The organism is Lysobacter sp. K5869, from assembly GCF_018847975.1.
Taxonomy (GTDB): Bacteria; Pseudomonadota; Gammaproteobacteria; order Xanthomonadales; family Xanthomonadaceae; genus Lysobacter.
This window is the reverse complement of record NZ_CP072597.1, coordinates 1919483-1945371: the sequence shown is the minus strand read 5'-3', so window position 1 is coordinate 1945371 and position 25889 is coordinate 1919483. Positions and strand designations below refer to the sequence as shown.

Genomic DNA, 25889 nt, shown 5'->3' with positions numbered 1-25889 from the left:
CGCCTGCGCGCCGCCGCCGCGAACGTTCAACGTCCGGCGACGCTGATCGCCACCGGCGCGCCGTTGCCGAACACCAGCGGCGCGCCCGCGGGCTTCAAGGCGTCGCCTTCGATCTTCAGCACATGCAGCGCGCGGTCGTCGATGCTCTGCGCGAGCACGGTGCGGCCGTCGTCGCCGAAGGCCACGCCTTCGGCCCAGGCGCCGATGGGCGCGGCATCGACGCGGCGCAGGCGGCGGTCTTCGATTTTCAGCAGCACGACCAGGCTGTGCGGCGAATGCCACGGGTGGCTCGCCGGGCGGTTGCTCATGTTCTGCACCGCGGCCGCGGCGTAGCGGCCGTCGGGCGCGCAGGCGACGTCCTCGGGCGCGGAGCCGACCGCGACGGTGTCGATCACCCGCGGCTTGGCGCCGCTGAGATCGATCAGGCTCACCGTGTCGATGTCGCCGTTGCCGCTGTCGGGCCGGCCGAAGTTGCCGACGACGGCGAGGTCGGCGCCGCAGTAGGCGACGGTGAACGGGGTGACGCCGGCGGCCATGTCGCGGATCGACGGCTGGACGATGCGGCCGTTGCGCCAGTCGTACAGCGATACGCGCTGCGCGTCGGCTTGCGCGACCAGCACGCGTTGGCCGTCGGGCGCGAACGCGGTCGAGAGCGGGCCGGTGTTCGGTTCGAGCGTGAGTTTGTCGGCGATGCGCGCGCGGCGGTTGTTGATCGCCAGATAGACGAAGCCGTTGTCGGGATTGGACGAGACCAGCGCGGTGGCGCCGCTGCGGTCGAAGCGCACCGAGGAAGGACGCACGCCGAGCTTGAGGGTTTGCACGACTTTAGGCGTCTTGCCCGACAGATCCACCACCGATAAGCGGTCGTCGGCGGCGTAGCGCTTCGGATCGGCGGGATCGACGATGGACGAGGACGCCACCAGCGCCAGATCGCCGTGCGGCGACACCGCGATGGAGGTCGGCGGGCCGAGGTAGCTGGTCGGCACGGCCACTTCGCCGAGCTTATGCAGTTGTCCGTTTTCCAGGCGGAAGAACGCGGCCGAATCGGCGGCGGGACGCTCGGGAATCGCACCTTCGCCGTTGCGCAGGATCACTTTGGCGTCGATGGCCACGCCGACGGTTTGCGCGGCGGTGCACAGCGGCGACAACGCGAGGATCAGCGCGAGCGGTTTGAACGGCATGGGCGGCTCTCCGAGGGGATCGCCCGATGATCGGCACGGCGGCGGCGCGGCTTCCACTGTCGAAGGTCACCTTTGCGCGGTGCGCGGCGCCCGAGTGCGACGGCGGTTGCCGCTGTGGGCGCCGTCCTCTTCGGCCGTCATTCTCGCGAAAGCGGGAATCCAGGGCTTCACCGAAGCAGAGCGCTGAAGTCTCTGGATCCCCGCTTTCGCGGGGATGACGTTCTGGGAAGGACGCAAGCCGTCGTGTGGGAAGGCCTTCGGGACCGATGTTTTCCGCTCACGGCGATGCGGCGATACGACTACCTCATCGCCGCTCGCCACGGCGTTCGCCGCATGGGACGGTGCATGCGGCCCCGCCCTCTGTCGCCGCGAAAGAATCGGCCTTACTGTCGTCGACGCAACGCCATCGTCCCCCGCCCCGCCCCGAGGAATCCCGCATGAGCACCGCCGCCCCCCCCACCGTTCACGCCAGCAGCGAATCCGCGGCCTATGTCGTTACCTTCGTCGACGACGGCCAACACCGCTGGCATGCGGACGAGCCGGTCGAAATCGGCGGCGGCGACACCGCGCCCTCGCCCGAGCGCTTGCTGTTGTCGAGTCTGGGCGCCTGCACCGCGATCACCGTGCGCATGTACGCCGAACGCAAACAGTGGCCGCTGGCGCAAGTCGAGGTGGCGCTGCGCTTCAATCCCGACGGCAAACCCGCCGCCGGCACCGACATCGAACGCCGCGTGACCTTGCGCGGCGAACTCAGCGAAGAACAGCGCGAGCGTCTGCTGCAAATCGCCAACGCCTGTCCGATCCACAAGGTGCTGACCGGCGAGGTGCGCATCGCCACCGCGCTGGAAACGGCGCAGAGCTGAACCCGGCGCGTCTCGCCGGTTCAGCGCTTCAGCGGCATTTGAACTCGTCGGCGGCGTAGTCGCTGTCGATCGCGCCCTCGCCCGCCGCGCCGTGCGCGTGTTCGGCCGGGCGGCGGACGATGAGGTAGCTCACCGCGTAGGTGCCGGCGACGCAAGGCCGCGGCAGGTCGCGCGCGGGATCGAAGGTTTCGCCCGCGGCCACGCCGCGGCCGTCGATGGCGTAGCCGGCGTAGCGGCAGGCCGACGGATAGCCGGGCGCGCAGGTCGCGGCCGCTTCGTCGGCATCGGCGGCGGCCATCGAGGCGGTGAAGTTGGCGGCCCAGCCGGTGGCGGGATCGGCGCGGCAGTCGCCGGACGCCAGCGGCGCGGCGTTGTTCTGGCAGGCGTTGGCGCCCTGCCCGCCGCCGAGCGCGGTTTCGCTGAAGTATTGGTAACGGCCGCTGGGCGTCCATTCGCCGGCCGCGGCCGGCAGCGCCGCGCCCGCGAAACCCGCCACCACCGCCGCCATTTTCGCCGCCATCGCGGCCCGACCCGACTTGCGCCTGTTCATCCCTGTCGCTCCTGTCGTGCGAACGCGCCGGTGAGCGCGAGCGGCGCGAGAATAACGCAGGCATGCGTAAGGCAGATTGCAGTTCCTGGCCGCGCGCTCAGGCTCGGATCATGTTCGCGCCGCGCGGGTTACGGCGCGCACGCTCGTTGTGCGCACGCGCGCGCAGAACCCGCGCGGCGCGGAGTTCATCCGATTCAGTCTTCGTCTTTCAAGCGCTCGCCGGGCAGCAGCGGCAGGCGCGCGCCGTCGGGCGTGCCGCGGCTGAAGCGGCCGTTTTCGATCAGCAGGATCTCGCCGCTCTCGCCGTTCTTGATGCCGCTGTCCACGCCGATCACCCGGCCGTCGAAATAGCTGGCGATGTGGTGGTGCGTGGTGTGGCCGACGACGATGCGGGCGACGCCGAGCTTGGCGGCGATGGCGTCGACCTGCGCTTGCTCCAGCGCCGGGTCGGTGAAATAGCCGCGGTACCAGATCGGGCTGGTCTTGCCGTTGTAGAGCGGCAGCAGAGTCGGATCGTCCTTCCACTGCGCTTTCGGCGTGCCCAGCGAGGCGCGATAGCCGGCGTTGCTGCGCTGCGTGTCGAACTCGCCGGCGACGTAGTCCGGGGCGATGCCGCCGTGCACGAACACGCTGTCGCCGACCCGGGCGATGGTCTGGCGCGTGCGCAGCCATTGGCCGAGCACGGTGTCGGGGCCGTACAGCTGCGGATAGCCTTCGCCGAGCGCCTCGGCGCTGCGTTGGTAGCCGGCGTTGACGTAGCGCAGGTCGCCGCCCAGCGCCATGGTTTCGTGATTGCCGATCAGGTAATGCACGGCGCCGCCGGCGTCGCGCGCTTGCTGTTCCAGCGCGTACAACAGCCACAGCGCCTGATTGACCTTGGGACCGCGGTCGAACACGTCGCCGACCACGACCAGATGGCCGCGGCCGTAGCGCCAGCGCAGATCGCGGCCGATCACGCCATTGTTCTGCAGCAGCCGGGTCAGCAGATCGTATTGGCCGTGCACGTCCGACAGCACCGCGATGCGCGCGACCGCGCCGGGCGGCGCATCGGTCTGCGGCGGCGCCGGCGCGCGCACCAGGATCGGCTGTTCGACGCCGCAGCGCGGCGGCACCCGCACCGGCCAATGCTTGGCCGGGTAGCGGCGTTCGACGACTTTGCCGGCGCAGACCCAGCGCGCGAGGAGTTCGCCGTCGCCGTATCGGATGTAAGGGCCGTCGTCGAACGCGGCGGCTTCGGTCGCGACCGGCGGCGCCGCGGGCTCGGCGGCGAAGGCGCCGCCGAAGCAGGCGGCGTACAAGGCCAGGGCCAAGGTCCAGGGACGAAAAGCGAACGCGTTCAAGGCGGCTCCCGCGGATACGACGGACGGCCTGCGAGCTTGGCCCCTGCGGCCGGCGCGGGCAAGCATCGCGCTTGGCGGCAACGCGGCGCGGCAACGAAAACGGGGCTCCGAAGAGCCCCGTTCGGGTCGAACCCTGGATCGCGGACGCCGGCCGCAGCGGACCGGCGCCGGACGACGGGACCGGCGTCACGCCGGCCCCGCGTTACCTCACGGCCAGTTGAGGTTGACCGACACGCCGACCACGCGCGGCTCGTTGTACACCGCCGCCATGTAGTTCTCGATCACGCCCTTGAGGTTCTTCTCGTTGGTGATGTTACGCGCGAACAGCGCCACTTCGTAGGCGCCGTAGCCGCCGGTGTAGCCCACGCGCAGGCCGCCTTCGAAGTTGCCGCGCGAGTTGAACTCCTTGGAGTCGTACAGCACGAAGCTGGTGTAGCCCTGCTTGTTCCAGTCGGTGGCGACGAAGAACGCGCCGGCGTCGCTGACCGGGATGTCGTAGCGCGCGCCGAGGCTGAGGTTGTACTTCGGCGCGTTCGGCAGCGGGTTGCCGTCGATCTGGGCGAAGGTGTTGGAACCGACCTTGATGGTCGGATCGTTGACCGTGCACACCACCTGGCCGTTCAAGCCGCAGACCTGGGCGTAAACGCGCTTGTCCTGGATTTCGCTGTGCAGCCAGCTGGCGCCGGCGGTGATCGACAGGTTCGGGATCGGACGCCAGTCGAGGTCGGCTTCCAGGCCGTAGGCGCGGGCCTTGTCGGCGTTGAACAGCACGCCGTTGCCGTTGGAGTCGTTGCCGTTGAGCTGGATGTCGTCGACGGTGTAGGTGAACGCGGCGGCGTTCAAGCGCAGGCGGTTGTCGAACAGGCTCGACTTCACACCGGCTTCCCACGACAGGATGGTTTCCGAATCGGCGGTGGTGAAGTCGGCGTTGAACACCGCCGAGCGACCCTGGATGGTCGGGCCGCGGAAACCGCGGGCGACGCGGCCGTAGACGCTGACCTGCGGGGTGATCTCGTACATCGCGCTCAGGTCCCAGCTGGGCGTGGTGTCGGACATCTTCACGTCGCGGCGGCCCTTGTAGGTCGAGACGCCGGCGACGGTGTCGGCGGTCTTGAGCAAGCGGGTGTGCTTGCTGTCGCGGGTTTCGCGCACGCCGGCGGTGACGGTGAATTTATCGGTGAACTTGTAGCTCAGCTGGCCGAACGCCGCCCACGAGGTGTTGCTGTTGCGCAGGCGCACCCAGTTGTTCGGGTTGTGCGCGGCGCCCTTGAGGAACCAGGCGCGCTGGTAGAAATCGGTGGTGTCGCTGCCGTCGAAGTAGAACGCGCCGACCTGCCACTGCAGCGGGTTGTCGTTCTCGCTGGCGAGGCGGATTTCCTGGGTGTACTGGTCCAGGTCGCGGACCTGGCCCATCGACTGGCCGAAGCCGTTGGGCACGCCGCCGACCGGGTAGTTCGCCGCGGCGCCGCCGTCGGTGTCGCCGCGGCTGTAGCCCGAGGTGGTCTCGTAGGCGGTGATCGAGGTCAGCGACATCTCGTTGAAGCGCCAGGTGGCCTTCACCGAACCGCCGTAGGTCTTGTAGGCCTGCGGGTTGTTGCCGGCTTCGTCGTAGGCGACCTTGTCGCGCGGCACGCGCACTTCGTTGGAGCCGCGGGTCAGCGCGTTGCGCAGGAACAGGGTCGAGGTGCCGTCGTAGTCGCGGGCGTGGGCCGAGGCCAGCAGCGAGAAGTTCTCGCTCGGCTGCAGCAGGAACTGGGCGCGCAGGTTGCGGTCGTTGTAGCCGCCCATCGCGTCCTTCTTCGGCGACACGGTGCCGTCGGCGCTGGGGCCGGTGTAGGTGTTGTCCACCCAATCGTCGCGGTGCTGGTACAGGGCCGAGACGCGGAACGACAGCACGTCGTTGATCGGGCCGCCGATGCCGCCGTCGAGCGAGACGGTGTTGTAGCTGCCGTAGCTCGCGGCCAGGCGGCCGGAGTAGTCCTGGCTCGGCTTGATGGTGTCGAACTTGACGATGCCGGCGGTGGTGTTGCGGCCGAACAGCGAGCCCTGCGGGCCGCGCAGCACTTCGACCTGATCCACGTCGAACACCGGGTTGGACTTGAGCACGACGTGTTCGAGCACGACGTCGTCCTGGATGATCGACACCGGCTGCGAGGCGCCGAGGTAGAAGTCGATGTTGCCCAGGCCGCGGATGTAGAAGCGCGGGAAGATGCGGCCGGTGGTGGTTTCGGCGTAGAAGCTCGGGACTTTGCCCGACAGCGACAGCAAGGTGTCTTCGCCGCCGGCGGCGAAGGCGCGCACGGCTTCGCCCTGGACCACGCCGACCGAGACCGGCACGTCCTGCAGGTTCTGCTCGCGGCGCTCGGCGGTGACGGTGATGGCGTCGAGCTGAGTGGCGTTGGCTTCCGCCGCGCGCGCGGCGCGGGCGTCCGTCGCCGGCGCGCCTGCCGCCGGCACGTCCTGGGCGGCGGCCGGCAGCGCGGCGCCGAGCAGCAGCAGGCTGGCGCAGGCGCTGGCCAGCGCGGTCTTCGCGAGCGGACGGCGGGAATGGGAGGCGGCGACGCGGCTGCGCTGCGGCAGGCGTGCGGCGGAAACAACGGACATGGGGGTGGGATCCTTTCGAGGCGCCGGAGTGCGAATGCGGCCGGCTGGCGCGGGGCCGGCAGCGTGGGGGGCGGTATTCTCCGCGCCGCGGCAAGGTATGTCACCTGTGTTGCACATCCATGGCAGGCGCTGTGCCGAGCCCGGCGGGCGCGGATCGGCGGCAAAACAGCGGGCCCTGCGGCGGCTCCGGCGCGGTCGCTCAGCGCGCTAAACCGGCGCGTATGCGCAGCGCGCCGAGCCGGTGCGCGCCGCGCTCAGCGCGCCAGACCGGCCCGATAGTCCGGGTAGGCCGGCGCCCACGCCAGCGCTTCGCGCGCGCGGCGGTTGCCGACGCGGAACGAGGGCATCAGCGAACGCCCGCCGGGCGCGGGCGGCGCGGCGCCGGCCAGCGCGCAGACGTGGCCGAGCAAGTCGCGCCAACGCACCGGGCGGTCGTCGGCGACGATCAGCGCCCGCCGCGAGGGCCAGCGTTCGATCGCGGCGACGGTGGCGGCGGCCATGTCGGCCACGTGCAGCAGCGATACGTAGTCCTCGCCCTCGCCCGGCAAGCGCAGGCGGCCGGCGCGCGCCCGCGCGAACCAGTCGTCGTCGAAGCCGGTGCCCGGGCCGTAGAACAAGCCGCCGCGCAGGATCGCCCAATCCGACCCGCAGGCGCGCACCGCCGCTTCCATGTCGCGCGCCGCAGCGATGGCGTCGGCGGCGATGCCAGCGTCGACGACGGGGTGCTCGGTGTCTTCGTCCGCCCACGCCTCGCCGCCGCCGGCGTGGATCATCGCGATGCTTTGCTGCAGCACGCGGCCGACGCCGGCCTCGGCGCAGGCGCGCAGCCAGATCGGCGTGCCGTCGCGGCGCAGGCGGTCGTTGGCGGCGTAATCGCCGGGCGCGTCGGGGCGCGGCAGGCTCGTCGCGAGGTTGATCGCCAGCTCGCAGCCGGCCAGCCCCGCGCGCAGGGCGGCCGGGTCGAACGCATCGGCTTGGGCGAGTTCGGCGCCGCAGGCCGCGGCTGCGGCGGCATTGGCGGGGTCGCGCACCAGCGCGCGCACGCGATGGCCGGCGGCGGCCAGCCGCGGCAGCAGATGCCGGCCGTAAACGCCGGTGGCGCCGAGTACGGCGATGCGCAGGCTCATGCGGCACGCTCCCCCGCCGCGGCGCGGCGGTTCGCCGGCAGTCTAGCGGCGGGCGCGGATCGCCGCGCGAACCCGCGCTCGAACACGCGCTCGAACGCGCTCACGAACGCGAACGAGCGCGAACGAGCGCGAACGCGGCGCGATCCGCGCGCCGCGCCGCCGCCCCGCGCCGCTCAGCTTTGATGCACTTCGATGCCGCCGTCGAACCCGTTGGCCTGCGCCGCCGGGAACCCGGCCGGCAACGCGCCCAGCACCGCGCCGCCGGCGACGTTGCCGGCCGCCGGCAGCACCGCGGTGCCGTTCATCACCGCCGGCAACGCCGGCAACACGAATCCGAACGGGAACGCCGGCACCGGATTGACCGCGTAGTTGTTGATGTTGGCCGCCGCCACCGCGGGCGTGACGTTGACCGGTTTGACGATGCTCACCGCGCGCCACAGGATGCGGATGAACTCCGGCGCGTACGCATACAGGTTCTGCGCGTTGGTCATGGCCGGATCGGAGAACGGACTCACCGAGGACTGCACGCAGTAGTACACGCCGTACCACGAGGTGCGCTGGCCGCCGATTTCGTACTGGTAACAAGCGCGCAGGTAGTTGTCGATGTAGCCCTCGACGGTGGCGTGGTTGGCGTTGGCCACGCCGGTCAGCGGCACCAGGTTCTGCCAGGTGTTGCCCGGCCCGCCCCAGCGGCCGTTGATGAGGTGGCCGCGGATCCACGGGTAGGTCATGTCCTGGACGAAGGCCAGCGGCGGCCCGCCCACCAACAGCTGATTCCACGGCGCGCCGCCGGCGGTGGGCACGTTGTTGCCCTGCTGCCCGGGCATGATCAGATCCGGTCCGAGCACCGCGGCGGCCATGCTGGCGCCGAAGTTGGCGATCTGCCGCACCGCCAGCGGGCCCGTCTGCGCGCGGGCGAGGGTGAACATCGGCTGGTTGGTGCTCCAGTGCGGGTTGTTCGGCGCACCGTTGTAAATGATTCGGCTCATGAGGGTCACCTGTCGGGTCGTGCCAGTCGGAATGGGTGGAATCGGCGATCCAAGCCGACAGGCGCGCAGGGCCACGCCCGCGGGCGCGACGGTCGGAAGCCGGTGGGCGCGCGGCGGACGGCGCGTCCACAGGGGACGTCCTTCCGCCGCCGCGCGGGCGCGGCTCGATAGGTGAGAACGCAAAACGGCGGCAGACGTGAACACCGTCGCAAACGGCCGCGGTAGTTCGCCGCTCGCGCGGGGACCGAAGGCTCGCCTCGCCGCGCGCGCGCGGTGGCGGCATCGCGTTGCGCGATCCAGGCGAAGTCGCAGGAAATGCAGGGGAATCCTCAGCCGGCGGATTCCGCAACGCCGGCGCGCCGTCCGCGCGCGCCGGCGTTCGTCGCGCTTACTGCCCCGGCGTCCAGCCGCTCTGGGTCAGGAACGCCTTCGGGTCGGGCATCCGCAGAATCTCCGCCAAGGCCGCGCGCTTGTCGTCGGCGCGGCGGTAGTAGGCGCGGGCGATGCGGTAACCGACCCAATAGCCCTGGTCGTAAGGCGCATCCGATCCCTTTTTGTAGTTGAACATCCATTGGCTGAAGTCGGTCTTGTCCTGCTCGCGCAGGAAGGCTTCGCCGACGGCTTGCTCTTGCCCGCGCACGCGCCCGGCCAAGCCGGGATTGGCGACGCCGCCGGCGATCAGCTCGGCGACGAACTCCGCGCCGCCCTCGGTCAGCGACATGCTCAGCACGTTCACCCGCGGATCGCCCTCCGGCAAATCCAGCGCGGCGAACGGTTGCTGGATGTGCGCGTACTCGTGCGCGATCACCCGCACGAAGCGGTCTTCCGGGTCGGGGTTCATGAAGTCCGCCGCGCACAGCGCTTCCAAACCGACGGTGACGCCGGACGGATTGGTGATGCCCACCGGCTTGCCGCGCCCGACCACGATCGCTACCGGCGGAAAGGTCGATTGCGGGTACAGCTCGCCGAGCTTGCGCAGCGCCGTCGCCACCCGCCGCTTCACCTTCGGCAACAACGCCAGGCATTGGCGCGCGTTTCGGTACATGGCCGGATCGGCGGCGATCTGCGCGGCGATGCGTTCGCCGGTGACGCGGCGCAGCTGGGCGAACTCCTTGAGACTGGGGCTGCCTTGGGCGAGGTATTCGTCCAACTGCGCGACGCTGGGATGGCCGTCGGCGGCGTTGTACAGCGCGTAGAAGCGCTCGACGTCGTCGGTGCGGATTTCCGGTTCGACGGCGTGGGCAGCGAACGGCAGGCAGGCGCTCAGCAGCGCGGCGGTGAGGCGCGCACGCGTTTTGGATCCGGTGGCGATGGGGCGGTTGCGCATGGAACGTCGGTCCGGTGAGGTGGGAGGGGCGAGCGTTCGCGCGCCGGCGGTGCCGAAACCCGGCCCGCGCGGCGTCGCGTGCGGCACTGTGGAGGCGAGGCGCGGCCGCGTCCAGCGGCGCGCGCGAATGCGGTGCATGCGCCGGCGCGACGGCGCGTTTTCAGGGAATCGAGCGGCCGATGCGCGCGGTGTCGACGCCGCCGTCGAAGTTCAACCAGATCAGGAACGCGCGCCCGACCAGATTGCGCTCGGGCAGATAACCCCAGTAGCGGCTGTCGTCGCTGTTGTCGCGATTGTCGCCCATGACGAAGTACTGGCCGGCCGGCACGGTCCACTCGCCTTCGGCCTGAGCCGGGCGGCGCGCCTGCTCGACCAGCAGGATGCGGTGATCGTGGCGGCCCAGCCGCTCCTGCCACTCCTGCGCGCCGGTCATCTCCGCGCCGCTGCGCACGCCGGTGTAGGTGCCGACGCGTTCGGCCGGGATCGCTTCGCCGTTGACGGTCAGGCGACCGTCGCGATACTCGACCCGGTCGCCCGGCAGGCCGACCACGCGCTTGACCAGATTGACGTCGTCCTGCTGCACCGAATGGAACACCACCACATCGCCGCGCTCGGGTTCGCCCAGCGCCAGCAGCTTGTGGTTGGTGATCGGCAGGCGCAGGCCGTAGACGAACTTGTTGACCAGGATGAAATCGCCGGTGAGCAGCGTCGGCATCATCGAATTGGACGGAATGCGGAACGGCTCGGCAAGGAAGGTGCGCAGCAGCAACACCAGCAGCAGCACCGGAAAGAACGACTTGGCGTAATCGACGAGCCACGGCTCCTTGCCGTCGTCGAGCAGGCCGGCGCGAGCGAGGCGGCGCGGCGCGAGCCAGTATTTGTCGAGCAGCCGGATCAGACCGGTGAGGGCGACCAGCGACACCAGCGCGATTTCGAACCAGCGCATCGCGTACTCCAGAGCGAGGAGGAGGGCGGACGCGGCGGTTGCCGCCTGCGCGACCGTAATGCGACGAGTGTGCGCCAATGGCGGCGGGCGACTTCTGCCACAAGTCATGGGGCCAGCCGGCGGCGCGTCCGGGCGCTCAGATCGGCGAGGAACCGGCGGCGCTCGCGCTGGAGGAGTGGCTCCAGGCGTCCGGGATCACCGGGGGTACGATCTTCCGGCGGCTCTGGAAACAGCGTATTGGCCCTGCCCTCTCCCCGGCCGCGGTCGGAGAGATCGTGCAGCGGCGGGCGCGCCTCGCCGGACTGGAGGGTGATTTTGGCGGGCATAGCCCCCGATCGGGGGTTGTCGCCGAGGCCCGCCGCCAGGGCGTCTCGCTGCCGGCGATCATGCCGCTGACCTGGCACCGAGCACCGGGCGTTGTCAAGTATTGTGGGGTACTGCCAGACAGGCGGAGCCGCAGACTACCCGGCAGTTCGGCTTCTTGAGGACTGAATGATCCCACGCCATTTAGACTGTCAGCTAAAGTCTGCAGTTCTCTCTTGCGTGCGCACCAACGACCACCTACGGCAAGGAAAGCGGTATAGCGATAACGACTGTCCGAGTCGGCAACTTCAGTCCCCTGTCCAATATCGAGGTCGAACTCAACGGCCTCACTGTGCTCATCGGTGCTTATAACGCCGGAAAGACAAGTTTCCTCGACGCGAGGTTCGCCGCGATGGGCGCGGGCCGGAAGACATTGGGCGCCGACGTTGTGCGATAGAACCAACGGAAGCCATCGCTGGCCGCCGACATCGCGGGCATACGCTGCCTGTGGCGCACGCCAAGTACGATGCCGCACAGAAGTGGTATGAATCCTGGAATTCCGAACCCAGCCCCACCGGCCCGTACCGCCTGTTCCTGCTGCTCAAGGAGCTTTTGCGGGCGTTGCGGTGAGGCGCAACACACTACTCCCCATCACGAAACGCGCCGAGCCCAACACCCGGCACCAGAAGGAACCCCGTTTTGACCCCCGATAAAATCACCTTGGCCCAGCTCGAATCCTTCCTAATGGGCGCGGCCGACATCCTGCGCGGCAAGATGGATGCCTCCGAGTTCAAGGAGTTCATCTTCGGAATGCTGTTTTTGAAGCGCCTGTCCGACGAGTTCGACGGCAAGCGCCAGCGCCTGCGCACGCACGACTTCGTCCACCTTGCGGATCAGCCCGAACTGCTGGCCGAACTCCTGGAAGACCAGACCAGCTACGGCGAAACCTTCTACGTGCCGGTGCGCGCCCGCTGGAACGAAACCTGGCGGGATGAAGACGGCGCCACGGTGCCCGCGCTGAAGGATCTGAAGCACGACATCGGCGCGATGCTCAACAAGGCCATCGCCGCGCTAGAAGACAACAACGACTCGCTGGCCGGCGTACTCAAGAGCAACATCAACTTCAACGAAGTCAAAGGCAAGACCAAGATCGCCGACCAGAAGTGGAAAGACCTGCTCGACCACTTCAATCAGTTTGGGCCACTCGTCAATGACCGCTTCGAGTTCCCGGACCTGCTCGGCGCGGCCTACGAATACCTTATCAAGTACTTCGCCGACAGCGCCGGTAAGAAGGGCGGCGAGTTCTACACGCCGGCCGAGGTGGTGCGCCTGCTGGTACAGATCACCAAGCCCGCCGCCGGACAGACCATCTACGACCCCACGGTCGGCTCCGGTGGCTTTCTGATCCAGGCGCATCAGTACGTGGAAGAACAGGGCCAGGACGCCAACGACCTGGCTCTGTACGGACAGGATTCCAACGGCACCGTGTGGTCGATCTGCAACATGAACATGATCCTCCACAACATCACCCGCTTCACGATTGAGAACGGTGACACGCTGGAAGACCCGCAGGTCCTGGAAGACGGCCGCATCCGCCAGTTCGACCGCGTGCTGGCCAACCCGCCGTTCTCGCAGAACTACAGCCGCGCGAGCGTCAAGTTCCCCAGCCGCTTCCGCGAGTGGTGCCCGGAAACCGGCAAGAAGGCCGACCTGATGTTCGTGCAGCACATGCTGGCCAGCTTGAAGCCCAACGGCCGCATGGCCACCGTCATGCCGCACGGCGTGTTGTTCCGTGGCGGCAAGGAAAAGCTGATCCGCGAGCTGATCCTCAACGACGACTGCATCGAAGCCATCATCAGCCTACCGCCGGGCCTGTTCTACGGCACCGGCATTCCCGCCTGCGTGCTGGTGTGCAACAAGCAGAAACCCGATTCGCTGAAGAACAAGATCCTGTTCATCAACGCCGACCGCGAATATGGCGAAGGCAAGGCGCAGAACAGGCTGCGCCCGGAAGACATCGAGAAGATCGACTTCGTGTTCACCCACAAGCGCGAGCTGCCCAAATACTCGCGCCTGGTCGAAAAGTCCGAAATCCTCGACCAGCACGACGCCAACCTCAACATCCGCCGCTACGTGGACAACACGCCGGACCCGGAGCCTGAAGATGTACAGGCGCACCTGATCGGCGGCATTCCGCAGACGGAGATCGACGCCATTGGCCCGCAGTTCGACCAGTTCGGCATCACGCCGAAGCACTTGTTCCGCAGCGAACGCCCCGGCTACCAGACCTTCGTCGACAACATCCAGGACAAGCCCGCGATCAAGCGCGCATTGGAAGCCGATGCCGCGCTCATCCAAACGCTCGCCCGCCACCAGAGTGCGCTGGCCGACTGGTGGCAGCTTGCAAGCAGCGACTTTGCCGAGTTGGAGAATGCAGGCAACGGGGGCCGCAAGACGCCGGAGATCCGCCGCGAATTGATTGCCTCGCTGAAAGAGAAGCTCATCCCGCTGGCCGTGTTGGACGAGTTCAAGAGCGCCGGCGTGTTCGTCAACTGGTGGCAGCAGATCCGCTACGACATCAAGACCATCATCGCCAGCGGCTGGCACCACAGCCTGATTCCCGATGTCTACCTGATCGCCGCATTCTTCCAGAAGGACGCCGATGCCATCGACGCGCTCGAGGCGAAGATCGCCGAAGCGCAGACCGAGCTGGACGAAGCGGTGGAAGCCGCGGTGGAAGTGGCCGCGTGGGAACCGGAAGCCGACGAAAAGGCCACCGCCGCCGTCCTCAAGAAAGCGCTGAAGTCCTTGATCGACGACCTGGACAACGCCACCAGCGCCAGCGCCGACAAGGAACGTGCGGCGCTGAAGGCGCAGGACAAGGCGATCAAAACCATCGAAGCCCGCATCAAGGATGTGAAAGCCAAACACAAGGCCGGGCGCGCCGAACTGACCGAGAAGCTGGAACTCAAGCGCAGCGGCGGCGATGCCTTCAAGACCGAACAGCGCGCGCAGATTGCGCAGATCGAGCAGCGCATCTCTAGGTTGGATGCGAAGAAGCTGGTCGACCTGAAACAGGCCGCCACATTGGCCCGCGACAAGGAAGCCCTGCAAGCCCGCATCGCCCGCACCGATGCGCTGCTCGCCGCCATCGGCGGGCAACTCACCGATGAGCAGGCGCGCAGGTTGATCCTGCAGAAGATCGACGACCTGGCCCGCGCCGAACTCACCCGCTATCTCAATGCCGAAAAGCGTGCGTTGATCGCCCGTGTGGAGAACCTGTGGGACAAGTACGCGGTGTCGAGCCGGGATTTGGACGCGGCGCGTAGTAGCACGCTGCACGCGCTGGATGGGATGTTGGCGGGATTGGGGTACCTGCCATGACGATGCCGCAAGACTGGAGCGCCTGCAGACTCAACGATGCCGCTGAGATCACGATGGGGCAGTCGCCGGATTCGAAGTATTACTCGGACGAGGAAATCGGGCTGCCATTTCTTCAGGGGTGCGCCGAGTTTCAGGCGCGTTTCCCGCTGCCGAAGCTCTACTGCAGTAATTCAAAAAAAATTGCGAAGCGAGGCGCGATCTTGTTTAGCGTTCGCGCCCCGGTTGGCCGCCAAAATATTGCCGAGAGAGATTACGTCATTGGCCGGGGTCTAGCCGCAATACAAGGTAAGCAGGTCGCGCAGCCGTACCTAGAGCATTTCCTCACGTGGGAGGCGCCAAAATTTAGCGCCGCATCGCAAGGTTCGACCTTCGAGGCAATCAACTCATCCGAGCTTGCTTCATGGCCCGTGATCTATCCAACTGATTGCGCTGAACAATCCAAGATTGCTGAAGTACTGTCCACGGTTGACATGGCGATTGCACAGACCGAGGCACTGATCGCCAAACAACAGCGCATCAAGACCGGCCTGATGCAGGACCTGCTCACCCGCGGCATCGACGAGGCCGGCCAACTGCGCTCCGAAGCCACGCACGCCTTCAAGGACTCCCCCCTCGGCCGCATCCCGGTGGAGTGGGACCTGGCGAGGCTTGGCGACGTCGCGGACGTGAATCGCGGCAAGTTCACGCACCGACCACGCGATGATGCGCGGTTCTATGGCGGTTCGCACCCATTTATTCAAACGGGCGATGTAGCAGCGAACGTCGGCAGGATTGTTGATGATTTCAGCCAAACACTAAGCACTATGGGAACCCGAGTCAGCAATGAATTCCCGAAGGGCACGATTGCAATAACCATCGCCGCAAATATCGCTGATACGGCCATACTTGGCCGGCCCATGTACTTTCCAGACAGTGTAGTAGGGGCTGTTGCAAAGGCGCCGAATAGTATCCGCTTCATCGAAATGACAGTTCGCCGTCACAAACCTGCGCTTGAACAACTCGCGCCGAAGAGCGCCCAGAGCAATATCAATCTGGAAACACTGAGGCCGCTTGTTATTGCGCTACCCAAGCCCGCTGAGCAAGAACGTATTGCCACCGCGTATGAAGCAGTCGATGAGCGGCAAATATCGAATGAGCAGTCCCTGCGAAAGCTGCACCACCTCAAAACCGCCCTGATGCAAGACCTGCTCACCGGCAAGGTCCGCGTCACGCCCCTGCTGCAATACGCCAAGGAAGCCGCCAGCGCATGAAAGCCCAGGACCTCCAGTTCACCCAGCTCCTGCAGGGCGCCAAACAATTCATCATCCCCATCTTCCAGCGCACCTACAGCTGGGAAATCAGCCATTGCGAGCAGCTCTGGAACGATATCCTCCGCGTCGGCGGCCATGCGGAGCTGGACAGCCACTTTATCGGCTCGGCGGTGTACATCCCCGAGCAGGAGACCAGCGCCGCCATCTCCCGCTGGCTGGTCATCGACGGCCAGCAACGCATCACCACCCTGACCTTGCTGTTGCTGGCCCTGAAGCGGCGGCTGGAGAAAGATGCGCGGGATACGCCGGTGTCGGCGGCGGAGATCGAGGATTACTTCCTGTTGAACCGCTACGGCAAGGGCGAGCAGCGTTACAAGATGCTGCTGACCAAGACCGACAAGGACACGCTGATCGCCCTGCTGGACGGCAAGCCGTTGCCGGACAAGGCCTCCCACCGCATCAAGGAAAACTTCGAGTTCTTCACCGGCAAGATCGGCGATGCCGATCTGGACGTGATCTATGCCGGCATCGGCAAACTGATGATCGTGGACGTGCGCCTGCAACAGGGCATCGACAACCCGCAGATGATCTTCGAGAGCATGAACTCCACCGGCAAGGCGCTGACCCAGGCCGACCTGATCCGCAACTACGTGCTGATGGGCTTGCCGCACGAGCAACAGACGCGCCTGTATGAGGACTACTGGCACCCGATGGAACTGCTGTTTGGCGTGGAGCACTACAACAAGCACTTCGACGAGTTCATGCGGTTTTTTCTGGTCATCCACACCGGCAACCACCGCATCCGCAAGGATGACGTGTACAACGAGTTCAAGATCTACTCGCGCGGCCGCGACGATGAGCCCCTGCTCGCAGCACTGCGGGAGTTTGCGCGCTATTACTGCTGCATGGCATTGGGCAGCGAGAAGGACCCGGAGCTCGCAGCCGCCTTCCAGGACATCCGCGAACTGCGCGCGGATGTCTGCTACCCCATGCTGATGGAGGTTTACCACGACTACACGCAGGCGCTGCTTGGCAAGGACGCGTTCGTCGGCACGCTGCAGCTGGTGGAAAGCTATGTGTTCCGCCGCGCGATCTGCGACGTACCCACCAATTCCCTGCGCCAGACCTTTGCCACCTTCTGCCGCAAGCTCGACAAGAGCCGCTATCTGGAAAGCGTCAAGGCCGCTTTCATGCTGTTGCCGTCGTATCGGCGGTTTCCGGGCGATGACGAGTTCCGTCGCCAGCTGCAGATCCGCAACCTGTACAAGTTCAACCGCCGCAGCTATTGGCTGCGCCGCTTCGAGAACTTCGGACGAAAGGAACGGGTGATGGTGCAGGACTACACCATCGAACACATTATGCCGCAGAACGCCAACCTGAGCGCAGCCTGGCAGCAATCCCTTGGCAGCGAGTGGGCGCGGGTGCAGGAACAATATCTGCACACTTTAGGCAATCTCACATTGACCGGCTACAACTCGGAATACAGCGACCGTCCGTTTGCCGAGAAGCGCGACATGGAGGGAGGCTTTGCGCAGAGCCCGCTCAAGCTCAATGAGTGGCTGGGCAGCTGCACGGACTGGAACGAGGATCAGATCAAGTTGAGGGCAGGACGCCTTTCCAAACGCGCGGTGGATATCTGGGAAGCACCCACGCTTGCCGATGATGTGCTGGACACGTATCGCGAGAAAAAGGCGGAAAGCGCAGCGGAGTATACGATCACCGACCATCCGAACCTTTCCGGCGGGCCAGTGCGCGTACTGTTTGAACACTTCCGCACCCAAGTCATCGCGCTGGACGAATGTGTGCAAGAGGAGTTTCTGAAACTTTATGTGGCGTACAAGGCGGAGACCAATTTCGTCGATGTCGTCCCCCTAGCTAAACGGCTGCGCTTGTCGCTTAACATGGCCTTCAGCGATATCGACGACCCACGCAATCTATGTGTGGATGTGACGAACTTGGGCCACTGGGGCAATGGCTGTGTGGAAGTAGGCTTGGAGAGCGAAGCCGATCTGCCGTATGTGATGGGCCTGGTCCGGCAATCACTGGAACGGCAACTTGGTGAAGACAACAACGAGGCTGAAAGCGCATGAGCACAAAGTCCACGCCCGTCCACATCAAGCTCGACGAACGCAACCACGTCGAAAAACCCTTTCTTGATCAGCTGGCGGGCTTGGGCTGGAACATCCTTGATCTGAAAAAGGATCAAAAACCAGGCGACACTGGCCGCGCCAGTTTCACCGAAGTGGTATTGGAGCCGCGCCTACGCACGCAGCTGAAGGCGATCAACCCGTGGCTGACGGAAGACCAGATCGACGAGGTGGTGAAGCGGTTGACCGCCAGCTTCCCCGGCAACGACCTGATGAAAAACAACCAGCACTTGCTGCACCTGCTGCTGGAAGGCACCAGCGTGGCCGAGAACCGGGAAACCGGCGAGAACAGCCCGTCCGTGCGCTTTATCGACTTCAACAATCCGGGCAACAACGACTTCGCCGCTGTGTGCCAGTTCAAGCTGCGCGTGCCGGGCACTGAGCACCATATCCTGCCGGACATTGTGCTGTTCCTGAACGGCCTTCCAGTGGGGCTAGTGGAGTGCAAATCGCCCAAGGTCAACGATGCGCTTGTCAGCGCCATCGACCAGATGCTGCGCTACAGCGAGCAGCGCGGCGCCAAGGGCGAAGGCCACGCGCAGTTGTTCTGGTACAACCAGATCGTTATTGCCACCTGCCGCCAGCAGGCCAAGTTCGGCACCATCTCCACCCACGCCGAAAAGTATTTCTACCGCTGGGCCGACCCCTACCCGCGCACGGTGGAAGATCTGGACCATGGCGCTGGCGCCCCCAACGACCAGCAGCGGCTGGTTGCAGGCATGCTGGACCGGCAGAACCTGCTGGACCTGATCCGTACCTTTACGTTGTTCTCGACGAATGACAGCGGCCAGACCATCAAGATCGTCGGCCGCTACCAGCAGTTCCGCGCGGTGAAGCTGGCGGTCAAGCGCCTGTTGGCGGGCAACACCCCGCGGCAGCGCAGCGGCATCATCTGGCATACCCAGGGCTCGGGCAAATCGCTGACCATGATGTTCATGGTGCGCGAGTTGTACCGCCACGCGCAGTTGGCGCACTGGAAGGTGGTGTTCGTCACTGACCGCACGCAACTGGAAACCCAGCTCACCGAAACCAGTCAGGCCATCGGCTTCACGGTGAAAGTGGCCGACAGCATCAGGAAACTGAAGGAAATGCTGGCATCCACGTCATCGGATCTGGTGATGGCAATGATCCACAAGTTTCGCGAGGCGGATCTGGAAGCCAGCTTCCCGCAGCTCAATACCAGCCCGCACATTTTGGTGCTGACCGACGAGGCGCACCGTTCGCAGTACCAATTGCTGGGCGCAAACCTGGACCGCGCCATCCCCAACGCCGCGCGCATCGGCTACACCGGCACGCCCATCGACAAGACCGAGCGCGTGTTTGGCGATTACATCGACAAATACACCATGCGCCAGTCCATCGAGGACGGGGTGACGCTGGAGATCGTATATGAGGGCCGCACCCACAATGCCGAAGTAGAAGATGCGGAAGCGATGGATTCGGCATTCCAGGACGTGTTCAGCGATTACAAGTTGGAAGAACGGCTGGAGATCCTCGGCTACGGCTCGCGCCAGGCCTATCTGGAAGCCGAGCCCACCATCGCGGCGAAAGCGGCCGACATGGTGGCGCACTACCTGACCCATGTGTACCCCAACGGCTACAAGGCGCAAGTGGTGGCCACTTCGCGCGAAGCGGCGGTGCGCTACAAGCAGCACATCGATGCAGCACTGGCGGCCGCCGTGGCGAAGCTCGAGGCCGGCAACCCGAGCGGACTGGACATCGCCACGCTCAAAGCCATCGAAACCGACGTGATCATCTCCACGGGTCACAACGACCTGCCGCACCTCAAGGCCTACGGCGACAGCCGTCGTCACGAGACCAGCATTAATCGCTTCAAGCTGGGCTTTGGCGCGACGAGTGAAGGCGTGGACGGCAAACTGGGCATCATCATCGTCAACAACATGCTCCTGACCGGCTTCGATGCGCCGGTGGAACAGGTGATGTACCTGGACAAGGTGGTGGTGGCGCACAACCTATTGCAAACCATTGCGCGTGTGAATCGCATGGGCGGTGCAACCAAGGACAAGGGTTTCATCGTCGACTACGTCGGCGTGGGCCATCACCTGAAACAGGCGCTGGACAACTATGACGAGCGTGAGCAGAAGGAGATCACCAACTGCCTGAGCTTCCCCGAACGGGAGCTGCGCGAGTTGCAGGCCGCGCACGCGGAGATCATGGCGCTGCTGAAAAAGCACGGCCTGATCGACCTGAGCGACCACGATGCGTGTTTCGACGTGTTCTACGACGAGGACATCCGCTTTTCCTTCATGCTGGCGTTCAAAAAATTCACGCGTGCGCTGAACACGCTGTTCCCAGCCAAGGAAGCGTTGGCTTACCTGCGCGATTTTCAATCGCTCAACGAGGTCAATATTCTGGCCGGAAAGCATTTCCGCGATGCACGCTTGAGCATGCAGGGCATTCCGCCCAAGCTGCGTGCGATTGCCGATGCACACCTTGTTTCCAATGGAATCGATGTCAAGATCGCGCCCATCTCGATTCTAGACGAGGATTTCGAGAAGGACGTCAAGGAACACAAGCGCAGCAAGACCAAAGCCGCCGAGGTGGAGCACGCCATCCGCCATCATCTAGACGTTGAGCTGAGCGTCGATCCGGATTTGCAGGCCTCGTTCGCCGAAGCATTGGCCGCGATCTTTGCCGAGTTCAAGGACAACTGGCAGAAGATCTATGAGGAGTTGGAGAAGCTGCGCCAGCGCATCAAGGATGCCGGCAAAGAGCCCACCTACGGACTGCACCGCAAGAAGCAGATGCCGTTCTTCCGCCTGCTCCAGACTGAACTGGGCATCGTGATGGAGCAACACCCCGACTACTCCGGCAAACCGGACGAGCGCATCGCCGTGATGGTGGACCTGACCCAGCAGATCTACAACGCGGTGGAGCGCGAACTGAAGCTGATCGGATTCTGGGAGAGTGTTCCCGCGCGCAAAAAACTGAAGGCCGAGTTGCAAAAGATCCTCGTTTCACTGGAATTCGCCGCGGTTCCCGGCGTGATCAGGAAGCGGGAGGCGATCATCAGTCGTGTGATGGAGCTGGCCGAAGCCAAGACCGACATCATTTTGCACGCGGCGTGATGCCATGGTCCTCAGTTACGAAATCCGTCGCTCGGCCAAGCGCAAGAATGTCACCATTACCGTCGAGCGCGACCGAACCGTGGTCGTGCACGCCCCCGTGGGCTTTCCCGAAGACAAACTTCGCCAGCTGGTGGACGGCAAGCGCCAATGGCTGTTCGAGAAACTCAACGATGCGCAGAAGTACCAACCCTTGCCGCACGCTCCCGGCAAGGAACTGGTGAACGGCGAATCCGCCTTGTACCTGGGCCACGCTTACCGCATCGAGCTGGTGGACGCCGCCGATGCTGGCGTGCGCTTTGCCGGTAAATTTCTGATCCCGCGCTCACGCGTCAGCGAACGCAAGCGGGTGCTGCGGCAGTGGTATATGGAACGCGCGCAGGAAAGAATCGTGCCCCGCGTGAACCTGCACGCCAAGAGTCTTGGCGTCAGCTACGCACAAGTCAAGATCGGTGACAGCCGCCTCCGCTGGGGCTCATGCACGCCGGGTAACAACCTCAATTTCAGCTGGCGGCTGATCAAGGCCCCGATGTTCGTGATCGACTATGTGATCGTGCACGAGCTGGCGCACTTGATGGAGCCCAACCACACGCCCCGCTTCTGGAACATCGTGCGCGCGCAATCGCCCAGCATGAAGCGCGCTCGTGACTGGCTGCGGGTGCAGGGGCAGAGCCTTGAGGACGATATTTAGAGCAGGGCCATTCCGGCCAAGCACCGCCGCGTGTCCGCTCGACATCATCAAAAGGTCCCGCTGTGGGAGGTATTGAAGGATGCGGGGTGCGCGCCTTAACAGGCGCCACCAACTCTTAGCGTGGCGTATATCGCGCACGATCCGAAGATCAAAGAGGCCGGCTCAGGCTAGCTACACTTTGCTCGCAAAATCATGCCTTCAGAGCAGGAAAAAGGGGCTCCGAAGGAACTGCCCCGCCCCCACATGGTCGGATGTGAGCACCGCTGGCGTCTTGATCCGGCCTCAGCCGCACTTGGAATACCCGCAGTTCAAGCACGTCGCGCACCCGTCCATGATCACCACGGCCTTGGTGCTGCACTTGTGGCACATGGTCGCGCTGGGCGGGAAGCTCGCGCCTTCGCCGGTGACGGTCACGTCTTCGCTGCGCGGGGCGACGACGGTGATCGAAGCGCCGCCGTCAGGGTTTTTTTTTGAGCGCTCTTCGTAGGCGCGGCGCTTCTCGGCGATGAGGTCGCGCTGGGCGTCGCTCATTTCCGGGTCGTGGATCATGCCGATCGACTTGAGGTGGTCCTCGACGATGGCGCCGAGTTCGGCCACCAGCGAGGGCATGTACACGCCGCCGGCCTTGAAGTAGCCGCCGCGCGGGTCGAACACGGCCTTCATCTCGTCGACCAGGAAGGTCACGTCGCCGCCCTTGCGGAACACCGCCGACATGATGCGCGTGAGCGCCACGATCCACTGGAAGTGGTCCATGTTCTTGGAGTTGATGAAGATCTCGAACGGACGGCGCGATTCGTGTTCGGTGCCGGCGTTGAGCACGATGTCGTTGATGGTCACGTACAGCGCGTGCTCGAACAGCGGCGATTTGATCTTGTAGGTCGAGCCGATCAGGATCTCGGGGCGTTCGATGCGCTCGTGCATCTGGATGACGTTGTCGCCCGGCAGCTCGGCCGGCGCGGCGGGCGCGCTCGCGGCGGCGGCCTTGGCGGCGGCGTCCTTCGCCTTGTCTTCCGGGGTGACCACGCTGTAGCCCTTGATTTTCTTCTCGATCTTGACGGCCATGGGCCCGACTCCTGCGTTGCTGCGCTGCTGATTCTGTGGGGGAACGTCTTGCCGGGCGGGAACTGCGCCCTGCCCTCTCCCGTCGCGGGACGGGAGAGGGACTTGCGGAACTCAGCGCTTGGCGGCCTTCTTGGCGGCCTTCTTCGCCGGCGCCTTCTTGGCCGCGGCCTTCTTCACCGCTTTCTTCGCCGCCTTCTTGGCCGGCGCTTTCTTGGCGACCGCCTTCTTGGTCGCCTTCTTCGCGGCCTTCTTGGCCGGCGCGGCCTTCTTCGCGGCGGCCTTCTTCACGGTCTTCTTGGTCGCGGCTTTCTTGGTCGCGGCCTTCTTGGCGGCCTTCTTCGCCGCCTTCTTGGCGGGCTTCTTGCCGGTGGCCTTGGCCTTGAGCGCGCTCACTTCCTTCTTGGCGTCGGCGCTGGCCTTGGCCAGTTTCTTCTTGGCGCTGCCGACGGCTTTCTTGGCGGCCTTGCGCGCGCGGGTCGCGGTCTTCTTGACCGAGGCCACGGCTTCCTCGGCGCGGCTGGCGATGGCGCTGCCGAGGTTGGACGCGGTTTCCTTCACGTTCTCGGCCGCCTGGGTCAGGGTCGCCGTCACTCCATTACCGTTGCTCATTGTGCCCTCCTCGTGGGCGGTTCCGTTCGGGTACGCGTGGCTAGGTGCAGCAATCGGGGTGTTGCCGGAGTGATGCTATACCCGTGGCGCGCGGTAACAACAGAGGGCGCGCGCCACTGCGACCGGCGGCTGAATTCCGCGAGCCGCGGCGGAGGGAAGTTCGCGAAAAACCGCCTCGCCCCGCCCCGCCGGCTGAACGGGAACGCCCGCCGTGCGCGTCCCGGCCGCGGGCCGGCGACGCGCGGCGGGCGCGCCGTCAGAACTTGCCGTAATAGCCTTCCTTCAGCGCATCGAACAGGTTGGCGGCGGTGTGCATCTCGCCGTCGTATTCGATCTGTTCGTTGCCCTTGACCTCCAGCACGCTGCCGTCTTCGAGCTCGAAGCGGTAGGTGGTGTTCTCGAGGTCGGCTTCCTTGACCAGCACGCCCTGGAACGCGGCCGGGTTGAAGCGGAAGGTGGTGCAGCCCTTCAGGCCTTGCTGGTGGGCGTAGCGGTAGATGTCCTTGAACTGCTCGTACGGGTAGTCCGTGGGCACGTTCGCGGTCTTGGAGATCGACGAGTCCACCCACTTCTGCGCGGCGGCCTGGACGTCGACGTGCTCCTTCGGGGTGATGTCGTCGGCGGCGATGAAGTAGTCGGGCAGCTTGGCCTCGGCTTCGTCGCTGAACGGCATCGCCTTGGCGTTGATGAGTTCGCGGTAGGCCAGCAGCTCGAACGAGTAGACGTCGACCTTTTCCTTCGACTTCTTGCCTTCGCGGATCACGTTGCGGCTGTAGTGATGGGCGAAGGACGGCTCGATGCCGTTGGAGGCGTTGTTGGCCAGCGACAGCGAAATCGTGCCGGTCGGCGCGATCGAGCTGTGGTGGGTGAAGCGCGAGCCGATGTCGGCGAGTTCGTCCACCAGCTCCGGCGCCACCTCGGCCACGCGCTGCATGTAGCGCGAGTACTTGGCGTGCAGCACCTTGCCCGGGATGTCCTGGCCCACGGTCCAGCCGTCGCGCTTCATTTCCGGACGCTTGCGCAGCATCTCGGCGGTGACGGTGAAGATCTCCTCCATGATCGGCGCGGCGCCCTTTTCCTTCGCCAGCGCCAAACCCATCTCCCAGCCGGCCACGGCCATTTCGCGGGCGATGCGCTCGGTGAACTCGCACGACTCGGCCGAGCCGTACTTCATCTTCAGCATGGTGACCGTGCTGCCCAGGCCGAGGAAGCCCATGCCGTGGCGGCGCTTGCGCATGATCTCGTTGCGCTGCTGCTCCAGCGGCAGGCCGTTGACCTCGACCACGTTGTCGAGCATGCGGGTGAACACGCGCACGACTTCCTTGTATTCCTCCCAGTCGAACTCGGCCCGGTCGGTGAAGGCGTTGCGCACGAACTTGGTCAGGTTGACCGAACCCAGCAGGCAGGCGCCGTAGGGCGGCAGCGGCTGTTCGCCGCAGGGGTTGGTGGCGCGGATGGTCTCGCACCACCAGTTGTTGTTCATCTCGTTGACGCGGTCGATCAGGATAAAGCCCGGCTCGGCGTAGTCGTACGTCGAGACCATGATCATGTCCCACAGGTGCCGCGCGCGGATGTGGCCGTAGATCTTGCACGCCACCAGGCCGTCGTCGCGGACGATGTAGTTGCGGTGGGTCGGCCAGTCGCGCCAGACCACTTCCTCGGCGTTGTCGAGGTCGAGGTCGCCGCGTTCCTTGATGTTGACCGGGAACACCAGCGGCCAATCGGCGTCCTGGTCGACGGCTTCCATGAAGCCGTCGGTGATCAGCAGCGAGAGGTTGAACTGGCGCAGGCGCCCGTCCTCGCGCTTGGCGCGGATGAAGTCCTTCACGTCGGGGTGGCTGACGTCGAAGGTGCCCATCTGCGCGCCGCGGCGGCCGCCGGCCGAGGACACGGTGAAGCACATCTTGTCGTAGATATCCATGAAGGACATCGGACCGGAGGTGTACGCGCCGGCGCCGGCGACGAAGGCGCCGCGCGGCCGCAGGGTCGAGAATTCGTAGCCGATGCCGCAGCCGGCCTTGAGGGTCAGGCCGGCCTCGTGGACCTTTTCCAGGATCCCGTCCATCGAGTCTTCGATGGTGCCCGAGACCGTGCAGTTGATGGTCGAGGTGGCCGGCTTGTGTTCCAGCGCGCCGGCGTTGGAGGTGATGCGGCCGGCGGGGATGGCGCCGCGGCGCAGCGCCCAGACGAAACGCTCGTACCAGTACTGCTGCTTCTCGGCGTTGGGCTCGGCGTCGGCCAGGGCCCGCGCCACGCGCTGGTAGGTTCCGTCGATGTCGGCATCGACCGCGTCCCCCGACTTGGTCTTGAGCCGGTACTTCTTGTCCCAGATGTCCTGGGACGCGGGCTGCAGGGCGATCTCTTGCTCTGCCGCCGGGTGCTTGACCGCCTCGAGGCGCACGGTGCTCATGCCTGTTTCGTCTCCTTCAA

17 protein-coding genes and 1 pseudogene are annotated in these 25889 nt (G+C 65.5%); 7 read left to right on the top strand and 11 right to left on the bottom strand.

Annotation, left to right across the window (positions count from 1 at the left end; all coding sequences use genetic code 11):
* Positions 1-26 precede the first annotated feature (26 nt).
* On the bottom strand, positions 27-1181 hold the full coding sequence (locus J5226_RS08295; RefSeq protein ID WP_215839451.1) for a YncE family protein: 1155 nt from the start codon (positions 1179-1181) through the stop codon (positions 27-29).
* Between the two features lie 437 nt (positions 1182-1618).
* Here J5226_RS08295 and J5226_RS08290 point away from each other — a divergent pair, with 437 nt between their 5' ends.
* A complete protein-coding gene (locus J5226_RS08290) occupies positions 1619-2044 on the top strand; it encodes an OsmC family protein (protein ID WP_215839450.1) in 426 nt (141 codons plus the stop codon).
* Between the two features lie 28 nt (positions 2045-2072).
* Here J5226_RS08290 and J5226_RS08285 read toward each other — a convergent pair whose 3' ends face one another.
* From J5226_RS08285 to lepB, 7 genes are all read right to left on the bottom strand, one after another.
* The gene (locus tag J5226_RS08285) at positions 2073-2594 is read right to left on the bottom strand and encodes a hypothetical protein (protein ID WP_215839449.1); all 522 of its coding nucleotides are present in this window, start codon (positions 2592-2594) and stop codon (positions 2073-2075) included.
* A 194-nt stretch (positions 2595-2788) separates the two neighbouring features.
* On the bottom strand, positions 2789-3934 hold the full coding sequence (locus J5226_RS08280) for a metallophosphoesterase (RefSeq protein ID WP_215839448.1): 1146 nt from the start codon (positions 3932-3934) through the stop codon (positions 2789-2791).
* 207 nt (positions 3935-4141) lie between these two features.
* Positions 4142-6538, bottom strand: coding sequence for a TonB-dependent receptor (locus J5226_RS08275; protein WP_215839447.1), 2397 nt, complete (start codon positions 6536-6538; stop codon positions 4142-4144).
* A gap of 254 nt (positions 6539-6792) precedes the next feature.
* Positions 6793-7665: an NAD(P)-dependent oxidoreductase gene (locus J5226_RS08270; protein ID WP_215839446.1), complete on the bottom strand. Its 873-nt coding sequence runs from the start codon at positions 7663-7665 to the stop codon at positions 6793-6795.
* Between the two features lie 173 nt (positions 7666-7838).
* Complete coding sequence (locus J5226_RS08265; RefSeq protein WP_215839445.1) at positions 7839-8654, bottom strand: hypothetical protein; 816 nt, start codon at positions 8652-8654, stop codon at positions 7839-7841.
* A gap of 388 nt (positions 8655-9042) precedes the next feature.
* Positions 9043-9981, bottom strand: a complete 939-nt coding sequence (locus J5226_RS08260; protein ID WP_215839444.1) for a DUF2268 domain-containing putative Zn-dependent protease — start codon at positions 9979-9981, stop codon at positions 9043-9045.
* A 160-nt stretch (positions 9982-10141) separates the two neighbouring features.
* Positions 10142-10927 (bottom strand): signal peptidase I, encoded by a 786-nt coding sequence (gene lepB / locus J5226_RS08255; protein WP_215839443.1) that lies wholly within the window; start codon positions 10925-10927, stop codon positions 10142-10144.
* A gap of 155 nt (positions 10928-11082) precedes the next feature.
* Between lepB and J5226_RS25380 the strand changes: the two are divergent.
* The 6 genes and pseudogenes from J5226_RS25380 to J5226_RS08225 form a co-directional block, all read left to right on the top strand.
* Positions 11083-11419, top strand: a pseudogene (locus J5226_RS25380) (integrase); the annotation flags it as partial.
* 510 nt (positions 11420-11929) lie between these two features.
* A complete protein-coding gene (locus J5226_RS08245; protein WP_215839441.1) occupies positions 11930-14614 on the top strand; it encodes a class I SAM-dependent DNA methyltransferase in 2685 nt (894 codons plus the stop codon).
* Positions 14611-15864 (top strand): restriction endonuclease subunit S, encoded by a 1254-nt coding sequence (locus J5226_RS08240; protein ID WP_215839440.1) that lies wholly within the window; start codon positions 14611-14613, stop codon positions 15862-15864. Before J5226_RS08245 ends, J5226_RS08240 begins: the two co-directional genes overlap by 4 nt.
* Positions 15861-17954, top strand: coding sequence for a DUF262 domain-containing protein (locus J5226_RS08235; RefSeq protein WP_215839439.1), 2094 nt, complete (start codon positions 15861-15863; stop codon positions 17952-17954). The genes J5226_RS08240 and J5226_RS08235 overlap by 4 nt, the downstream gene beginning before the upstream one ends.
* Positions 17951-21100, top strand: coding sequence for a type I restriction endonuclease subunit R (locus J5226_RS08230; RefSeq protein WP_215839438.1), 3150 nt, complete (start codon positions 17951-17953; stop codon positions 21098-21100). Before J5226_RS08235 ends, J5226_RS08230 begins: the two co-directional genes overlap by 4 nt.
* Before the next feature lie 4 nt (positions 21101-21104).
* On the top strand, positions 21105-21788 hold the full coding sequence (locus J5226_RS08225; protein ID WP_215839437.1) for a SprT family zinc-dependent metalloprotease: 684 nt from the start codon (positions 21105-21107) through the stop codon (positions 21786-21788).
* 282 nt (positions 21789-22070) lie between these two features.
* Here the strand turns inward: J5226_RS08225 and J5226_RS08220 are convergent, their stop codons facing one another.
* From J5226_RS08220 to J5226_RS08210, 3 genes are all read right to left on the bottom strand, one after another.
* Entirely contained in the window at positions 22071-22850 is a 780-nt protein-coding gene (locus J5226_RS08220; RefSeq protein ID WP_215839436.1) for an NrdJb, read from the bottom strand.
* Positions 22851-22961: 111 nt separating this feature from the next.
* Positions 22962-23459: a hypothetical protein gene (locus J5226_RS08215; protein WP_215839435.1), complete on the bottom strand. Its 498-nt coding sequence runs from the start codon at positions 23457-23459 to the stop codon at positions 22962-22964.
* A gap of 256 nt (positions 23460-23715) precedes the next feature.
* Positions 23716-25869, bottom strand: coding sequence for an adenosylcobalamin-dependent ribonucleoside-diphosphate reductase (locus J5226_RS08210; protein WP_215839434.1), 2154 nt, complete (start codon positions 25867-25869; stop codon positions 23716-23718).
* Positions 25870-25889: the final 20 nt, after the last annotated feature.

Bases quoted from the DNA above. Each gene is read 5' to 3' on its own strand.
- J5226_RS08295 (WP_215839451.1), bottom strand. From the start codon at position 1,181: ATGCCGTTCAAACCGCTCGCGCTGATCCTCGCGTTGTCGCCGCTGTGC.
- J5226_RS08290 (WP_215839450.1), top strand. From the start codon at position 1,619: ATGAGCACCGCCGCCCCCCCCACCGTTCACGCCAGCAGCGAATCCGCG.
- J5226_RS08285 (WP_215839449.1), bottom strand. From the start codon at position 2,594: ATGAACAGGCGCAAGTCGGGTCGGGCCGCGATGGCGGCGAAAATGGCG.
- J5226_RS08275 (WP_215839447.1), bottom strand. From the start codon at position 6,538: ATGTCCGTTGTTTCCGCCGCACGCCTGCCGCAGCGCAGCCGCGTCGCC.
- J5226_RS08270 (WP_215839446.1), bottom strand. From the start codon at position 7,665: ATGAGCCTGCGCATCGCCGTACTCGGCGCCACCGGCGTTTACGGCCGG.
- J5226_RS08265 (WP_215839445.1), bottom strand. From the start codon at position 8,654: ATGAGCCGAATCATTTACAACGGTGCGCCGAACAACCCGCACTGGAGC.
- J5226_RS08260 (WP_215839444.1), bottom strand. From the start codon at position 9,981: ATGCGCAACCGCCCCATCGCCACCGGATCCAAAACGCGTGCGCGCCTC.
- lepB (WP_215839443.1), bottom strand. From the start codon at position 10,927: ATGCGCTGGTTCGAAATCGCGCTGGTGTCGCTGGTCGCCCTCACCGGT.
- J5226_RS08240 (WP_215839440.1), top strand. From the start codon at position 14,611: ATGACGATGCCGCAAGACTGGAGCGCCTGCAGACTCAACGATGCCGCT.
- J5226_RS08235 (WP_215839439.1), top strand. From the start codon at position 15,861: ATGAAAGCCCAGGACCTCCAGTTCACCCAGCTCCTGCAGGGCGCCAAA.
- J5226_RS08230 (WP_215839438.1), top strand. From the start codon at position 17,951: ATGAGCACAAAGTCCACGCCCGTCCACATCAAGCTCGACGAACGCAAC.
- J5226_RS08225 (WP_215839437.1), top strand. From the start codon at position 21,105: ATGGTCCTCAGTTACGAAATCCGTCGCTCGGCCAAGCGCAAGAATGTC.
- J5226_RS08220 (WP_215839436.1), bottom strand. From the start codon at position 22,850: ATGGCCGTCAAGATCGAGAAGAAAATCAAGGGCTACAGCGTGGTCACC.
- J5226_RS08215 (WP_215839435.1), bottom strand. From the start codon at position 23,459: ATGAGCAACGGTAATGGAGTGACGGCGACCCTGACCCAGGCGGCCGAG.
- J5226_RS08210 (WP_215839434.1), bottom strand. From the start codon at position 25,869: ATGAGCACCGTGCGCCTCGAGGCGGTCAAGCACCCGGCGGCAGAGCAA.